The sequence below is a fragment of the Gammaproteobacteria bacterium CG11_big_fil_rev_8_21_14_0_20_46_22 genome, assembly GCA_002796245.1.
Classification (GTDB): Bacteria; Pseudomonadota; Gammaproteobacteria; order UBA12402; family UBA12402; genus 1-14-0-20-46-22.
On record PCWT01000043.1, the window covers coordinates 33,217 to 39,299 of the forward strand.

A 6,083-nucleotide genomic window follows, 5' to 3' on the forward strand; every position below is an offset into this window, starting at 1 on the left:
TGGAGGGTGGTTGATGAGGCTGTTGCATACGATGCTACGTGTTGGGGATTTGGCAAAAAGTCTTGAGTTTTACACGGAAATTTTAGGGATGAGGCTTTTTCATCAGAAAGATTACCCGGGTGGGCGTTTTACCTTGGCGTTTGTGGGCTATGGTTTGGAAGAAACGGATGCTGTTGTTGAGCTAACGTACAATTGGGATACGGCTCACTATGACTTGGGCGATGGTTTTGGTCATATCGCAATCGGCGTGGAAGATGCTTATGCTTTTTGTGATGCGGCCCGGGAAAAAGGCGCCAAGGTTGTGCGTGAGCCTGGCCCCATGAGGCACGGCACCACAGTCATTGCATTTATCGAAGACCCGGATGGTTATAAAATTGAAGTGATTCAGCGCGCGTAAAGCTTGTTTTTTACAGCAGTCCATGTAAAATTTTTTATCATTCTTTGCTGTGTTCCTAAGGCTTGCAATGGGCTTTAAACACCACACTGTCTAATTGCTAATTTTCCCATCATTCTTTAGGGGGTGTATGAAAGCGCTGAATATTTTTAATCAATTGCCTAAGGGAAGATCCAGTGATGAGCTTTTTGAGACGTTGCGCTCGGGTGATGGCTTCAAGATTGAGCGGATTATTTCAACTGGGCAGGTTACGCCAGAAGGGCAGTGGTATGATCAAAACAGTGATGAGTGGGTGGTTTTGCTGCAGGGAAATGCCAAGCTTGAGTTTGAAAATTGTACGCTGACATTAGGCGCTGGAGACTATGTTTGGATCCCCGCTCACCAAAAACACCGTGTATCGTGGACAGACCCAGATCAAGTTTGTGTCTGGTTGGCGGTTCATATCGAAAACAATGAGGAGTAGTGATGAGTTTAGATTTAAAAAACAAAACGGTATTAATTACAGGCGCGTCCAGTGGTATTGGTCGTGCAGCAGCCTATGATTTTGCAAAACAAGGCTGCCGCTTGATTTTAACCGCAAGACGTGTTGAGCGCTTGGAAGCAATGAAAAAAGAGATTGGCGAGCGCTACTCTGTCGACGTTTTACCATTTAAGCTCGATGTCCAAGATAAGTTGGGCGTTAAAGAAGCCTTCAAAAGTTTGCCAGAAGCCTGGCAAGCGATTGATGTTCTGGTGAATAATGCTGGTCTAGCACTGAGTAGCCATAAAATGCAGGAAGCTGAACTTGAAGACTGGGATGTTATGGTTGATACGAATATCAAGGGTTTGCTGTATGTCACTCATGCTGTGCTTAAAGGTATGGTGGCGCGTAATTCCGGCCATATTATTAATATCAGTTCGGTGGCTGGCAGCGAGCATTATCTAGGCGGCAATGTTTACTCAATGACCAAGCATGCTGTCAAGGCTATTTCGGCTTCATTGAGAATCGATCTTTTGGGTTCGGCAATCCGTGTAAGCGATATTGCGCCAGGTGCGGTGCACACAGAGTTTAGCGAGGTGCGCTGGAATGATAAGAAGCGCTCTGATGATTTTTACGCAGGCTTTCAACCCTTGAAAGCTGAAGACATTTCCGATGCTGCAGTGTATTGTGCAACGCGCCCTTTGCATGTGGACGTCTCAGAAATGAAAATTTTCCCAACAGCACAGGCTTCGTGTAACCACTTGCATAAGTCCGGTGTTAAACCTGCCAGCTTATTTGATTAGCGATGGAAGAAGGGTGTCACGCGGTATGCCCTAATAACGTTGCTTACCGTGTTTTTTGGATGCTATTGAGTCAACGTATGAAGCCTATTTATTTTATCTACACCTGTGTGGCCTATGTGCTCGCTTACCTAACGATTGATATCTGCTTGCCGGCCTTGCCCGGCATGCAGGCTTACTTTGGGGTGAGTGTTGCGAGCTTGCAGGCTGTTTTGAGTGTCTATCTCTTTGGGCTGACGTTTTCGCAATTATTTTTTGCCCCCATGATCGATCGTTATGGTTATCGCCTATTTGCTTTGATTGGTGTAGTGGGGTTCGTGTTTGCCTCTTTGGCGTGCGCGTATTCACCGAGTTTGGATGTGCTTCTCGTGATGCGTTTTTTTCAAGCTGTATTTGCAGCCTTGGTGGCCTTGGTGGCGCGTGCGAGCATGCCGAGATTGTACAGTGCTGATGAAATGGTCAAGATCTTGCTGATTGTCGGCCCACTGATGTCTTTGTCGCCTGCGTTTGCCCCGATGTTGGGTGGTTATTTATCTTGGCTGTTTAGCTGGCGAGCGATCTTTGTTTTTTTGCTTATCTTTGGCTTGGTTCACACCATCTTAACTTGGAAAGCGCAGAGACTTGGGCCAGTTGAGGGGGTGGATCACAGCTTTAAGATTCGAGATGTTTTGGGTAATTATCTTTTTATTCTAAAGCGCCCACAGTTTCTGGCGTGCTTGTTAGCCATAATGAGTACGTTTTTTGCTTATTTTACTTATCTGTCGGAATCGCCCTTTATCTTTCATCATCTGGGTTATACGGATAAAGCCATCGGCCACTTCTACCTTTATCTGGCCGTTGCGTATGTTGTGGGATCGCTCTCGGCTCGTTTCAGTATGCGTTATGTATCGTCTAATACAATTTTGTACATTGGCTTTTGTTTAAATGGCTTGGGCAGTCTGTGTATGATGATTGCGGGGTTGTTTGTTTTTCACGTTGCCTTTTTTATGATTTGGCCCATGATGATTTTTGTGGCGGGTAATGGTTTTTCGAATACCGTGCTCATGTCTAAGGGAGCGTCTTATTTTCCAAAGCGCGCAGCCTATGCGGTTGCTTTGCTGAATGCGTTTGGTTTAATGAGTTCGGGGCTCGCATCGTCTGTTGTACAGGCTTTGACGCACGGTCAGTTATTTCGTCTTGGCTTATTGAATACGGCTGTCATTATTTTCGGTATTTCGGCGTTCTTTTTATTTTATTTAAGGCCGACTGCCGGCGCTCCAAAATAATCAAAGCGCCTAAGATGAAAAGAAGAATAGCGGAAAGAATGGTATCGCTTTTTGCCATGGCTTGGTTGCTGTTGATGAAAACAAACGTTGTGATCCAGGCAAAAACCCCCGTTGAGAGCATTTTTATCATGGACTGTGTGGCGCCTGCAAGACCGTGGCCACCTTGAAGGCCGCTCATGCTTTCGCCTGTGAGTAGGGGGGCGAGCAAGCCCGTGTTGATACCAAATAAAATTGCGAAAATAATCAGCACGGTAAGGCTGTCACTGTAGTGGCTGATCAAAAGATAAATTAATGATAAAGCGAGATAGTTTAGAGTGTAGCTTACGATATAGCGTATGTTTTTTCTTTCTTTTTGGTTGAGTTTGCGGGTTATATGACAACCTAAAACAAAGGCTGCCGGGAACAAAAGCAGTAGCGTTCCGCTTAGTGTGGGCGATAGACAAAAATGATTCTCTAATAAAAAAGGCGCGCTATTGAAAAAGCTCATGATATAAGCGGTGAGAATGCCGGAGAGTACACTGTAAATCATGGGTTTGTGGTTTAGGAGCATCTGCTTGAGCTGATGAAGGCTGGCTTGGAGTGTGGGTTTTTCTGTCGTGTTCTGAGTTTCTTGAAATTTGAAAATAATGATAAGCAATGAGAATATGGATAAAAGAGCGATAAAGATAAAGACCATTCGCCAGTTGAAGAGGTGGGTGATCATGCCTCCTACGCTGGGTGCGATGCAGGGAGAGAGTTGTGCGACGATAGCGTAAGTGGCAAAGCTTTGTATAATCAAGTGGCGTTCATGCACGCTATCTAGAATAACAGCGCGAGCGTTGGCGACCAGGCCGCCTGCGGCGATCCCGGAAAGTAAACGATAAAACAGTAGTTCGCCCCCGTTTTGCGCGCTTGCGCATAATAGATTGGCCAATAAACTTAAGCCAAGCGCGCAGATGATGGTGGGCTTTCGACCAAAGCGATCGCTTAAAAAACCAAAGATAGGGCTGAAGAAACCGATGCCTATAAAGAAAACGCTGATTAAATTTCGGGTGTATTCCTGTGACAGGCTCAGGCTTGCCTGTATCGTAGGGAGTGCGGGTGAAAAAAGATCAATCGCAATCAGTGAACTTACGATCAGTAGTGATGCAAATGCGACAACGCGCCTGTGACTGAGTTCTGGGTTCATACAAAAAGTACTTTTGTTTTTGGCCATTATGGACTATATTCACAATCAAGTAAATATTGTATAATTTAATTTTAATATCAAGTATGACTAAACTATCGAGCGTAAATTTTAATTTATTAAAAAGTTTATCAGCGCTGCTCATGCAGAAAAGTGTGCGTGGCGCGGCCGATGAAATGTGTATCACACCTTCTGCGATGAGCCTCAACTTAAAGCAGTTGCGCGAGCTTTTTGATGATGAGCTTTTGGTCCGCGGACAAGCAGGAAAGATGCATTTAACTAAGCGTGCCAAAGCTTTGGCGCCTGAAGTGCACGCTACTTTGTCGCAGCTTGAGGTCCTTTTTTGTGGTCGGCAGCCATTTGATCCTGCATCTCTTCAAACTGAGGTTAGGCTTGGGGTTTCACCTTACGCTGCTTCTGTGGTTTTGCCTGCGTTGCTTTCTAAAATTCGTCGCGAAGCGCCGGGCTTGCGTATTGTCGTGAAATCTTTGTGGGATATATCCGGTATTCAGCCGTTTGTTGATCGTGATATTGATATTGGTTTGACGTATTTTGATATTGATCTTCAAAACGTTCATAAAAGAACCCTGTTCAGTGATGAGGGCGTGGTTTTGGCCTCAAAGTCTCATAAGATCTGGAAACAGTTTGATGGTAGTTTGAAAAGCATTCGTGATTGCGAAGTCGTGGTTTTCACTGGGCGTACACGTGTTTTGTTGCACCCGCATTTGGTTTATCTGGAAAAACGTTTATCAGATAGTTGTCAGGTTAATCTCATTGTCTCTGATCCTCTGGTGGCGATTCAGGCTGCAGCTGAAAATAATTTAGTGACATTTTCAGGGCGACGGTTTTCAGAGCCTTTGCTTAAGCGCTATCACTTGGCGGCTGAACCGATTCGCTCAAAACCATTTCCTGATACGTCATTGTATTGGCATGAAATTTCACATAATGACCCTGCCTGTCAGTATGTGCGCGAAAGTCTACTCTCTTTGTTTAATTCGAAATAGGAGGTGCTTATGACCAAAGATCTTTTTTCTAATCAGGCCGATCTGTACGCAAGATATCGTCCAGATTATCCCCGTGAATTATTTGAGGCGATTGCTCAAAAGGCGTCGGCTCATGAAAGTGTTTGGGATTGCGCTACGGGTAATGGACAAGCTGCAGTTGCTTTGGCAGATTATTTTGATCGGGTTGAAGCGACGGACCTGTCTCAAAAGCAAATTGACCATGCCGCATCTCATCCTAAAGTGCATTATTTTGCAGCGCCTGCCGAGGCTTCTGGTCTTGCGGATAGCTCGCAGGACTGTGTGACGGTGGCTCAAGCCTTGCATTGGTTTGCAGGCGAGCCTTTTTATCGTGAGGTTAGGCGTGTTTTGAAGCCGGGTGGTGTTTTTGCGGCGTGGACCTATGCGTTATCCTTGACGGATGAGTCTGATATCGCTGATGCTATCGTGCATTTTTATAAAAACGTTGTGGGTCCATATTGGGATAGAGAACGTCAATATGTGGATAAAGACTATTTGGATTTACCCATGCCTTTTTCAGGCTCACTGCGTGAGAGTTTTTCAGTTTCACGCCAGTGGTCGTTAGAGGACTACTTGGGTTATATGAGCAGTTGGTCGGCGGTTCAAAATTATATTAAACAAGCCGGTGTGGATCCTGTGTCTACGTTTGCCAGGCCTGCGCTAGAAAAAGTTTGGGCTAAAGGTGAGCCTAAAGATTTTGGTTTTAATATCACCCTGGTCACTTGTCGCGCTTGAAGTCTAAGGATAAAGCCTAGCGGTATTTCGGATGGGCTTCTTTTTGACGAATATGGTTTGGTTTTTTTTTATAAAATCCTTTTGTCGAAGTCCTGTTTCGCCTCAATCAAAATAAGTCATGATGTTTTAGGGTTTGTTTACAATTCATTTTCACGCTGCAAACTGAGTGAAATTGGTCCAAGTTGCTCATTATTTTCGTTAAATAGGGTTAGCTATTCGCCTCAAATAATAAACAACTTGGC

General features: G+C 44.9%; 7 protein-coding genes. 6 read left to right on the forward strand and 1 reads right to left on the reverse strand.

Annotated features, from left to right (window positions below):
• The first annotated feature begins 13 nt into the window (after positions 1-13).
• The 4 genes from gloA to COV52_05280 all read left to right on the forward strand — a co-directional run bounded on the left by gloA (position 14) and on the right by COV52_05280 (position 2,919).
• The gene (gene gloA, locus COV52_05265; GenBank protein PIR11206.1) at positions 14-397 is read left to right on the forward strand and encodes a lactoylglutathione lyase; all 384 of its coding nucleotides are present in this window, start codon (positions 14-16) and stop codon (positions 395-397) included.
• Positions 398-524: 127 nt separating this feature from the next.
• Positions 525-857 (forward strand): cupin, encoded by a 333-nt coding sequence (locus COV52_05270; GenBank protein PIR11207.1) that lies wholly within the window; start codon positions 525-527, stop codon positions 855-857.
• Positions 858-859: 2 nt separating this feature from the next.
• A complete protein-coding gene (locus COV52_05275; GenBank protein PIR11208.1) occupies positions 860-1,657 on the forward strand; it encodes a hypothetical protein in 798 nt (265 codons plus the stop codon).
• A 2-nt stretch (positions 1,658-1,659) separates the two neighbouring features.
• On the forward strand, positions 1,660-2,919 hold the full coding sequence (locus COV52_05280) for a hypothetical protein (protein PIR11209.1): 1,260 nt from the start codon (positions 1,660-1,662) through the stop codon (positions 2,917-2,919).
• Here COV52_05280 and COV52_05285 read toward each other — a convergent pair.
• A complete protein-coding gene (locus COV52_05285) occupies positions 2,855-4,114 on the reverse strand; it encodes a hypothetical protein (protein PIR11210.1) in 1,260 nt (419 codons plus the stop codon). The two genes, COV52_05280 and COV52_05285, sit on opposite strands and share 65 nt — an antisense overlap.
• Before the next feature lie 56 nt (positions 4,115-4,170).
• On the opposite strand from COV52_05285, the gene COV52_05290 reads away from it, so the two are divergent.
• Entirely contained in the window at positions 4,171-5,088 is a 918-nt protein-coding gene (locus tag COV52_05290) for a hypothetical protein (protein ID PIR11211.1), read from the forward strand.
• Positions 5,089-5,097: 9 nt separating this feature from the next.
• Positions 5,098-5,841 carry an SAM-dependent methyltransferase gene (locus COV52_05295; protein ID PIR11212.1) on the forward strand — a complete coding sequence of 248 codons (744 nt, stop codon included), beginning with the start codon at positions 5,098-5,100 and terminating at the stop codon, positions 5,839-5,841.
• The last annotated feature ends 242 nt before the right edge of the window (positions 5,842-6,083 follow it).